The following is a 621-nucleotide window of genomic DNA, read 5'->3' as shown; positions in this document are numbered from 1 at the left end:
GACAAGGTTATAGCCTTGTTTCTTGAATTCTGTGATTTGACTTGTTGTGCTGTAGGCAATGGCTTCACCTGACTTACCTGTCACTTCATCTGTTGTGAGAACGCGGTTACCGTTAGTACTTACATAACGGATAACAGCTTTTTGAGCATCCTTACGATAAGTGACTGTTTCAACACGATCTTGGTCTTTCGCTTGAACTCCACTTACAGCTGGGATTTCTGATTTATCCGCTGTGTAACCTGCGATAGTTGGAGAGACTACTTTATCAAACGTATCATCATTAGTTGTCCAGTCTTGGAAGAAAATTTGACCAGTCACTAGGTTAATACGACTCCAACGTTTGAAGTTCAGTGTTTCAACCACATCATCCTTAGCCTTACTTCCATCTTCATAAACGTAATGGATGGTACGGCTAACGCTTTCTTTGTTATCTAAATCATGGACACTAGCTGGCCAACGTGGACTATCTGGTTGTCCTGGATTGACTGGGGTGTTTGGTTGTGGGCTTGGGTTATCTGGGTTAACCGGTTCGACACGTTCTGAAAGGGTTACAGTGTAGACTTGGTCACGTGCTGTATCGTAGTCATAAACCTTCGCACCACCTGATGTGAATTCATCACT

General features: G+C 43.2%; 1 protein-coding gene. It reads right to left on the bottom strand.

Translation table 11 applies throughout. The annotated features are described in order from the left end of the window. Positions 1 to 621 (bottom strand): mucin-binding protein (locus ACLNCW_RS09805; protein ID WP_424846213.1); only part of this gene is annotated, 621 nt, incomplete at both ends.

Origin of the sequence: Streptococcus sp. CL6.22 (assembly GCF_049738055.1) — a bacterium.
GTDB lineage: Bacteria > Bacillota > Bacilli > Lactobacillales > Streptococcaceae > Streptococcus > Streptococcus mitis_DJ.
This window is presented reverse-complemented; position numbering and strand designations above follow the sequence as displayed.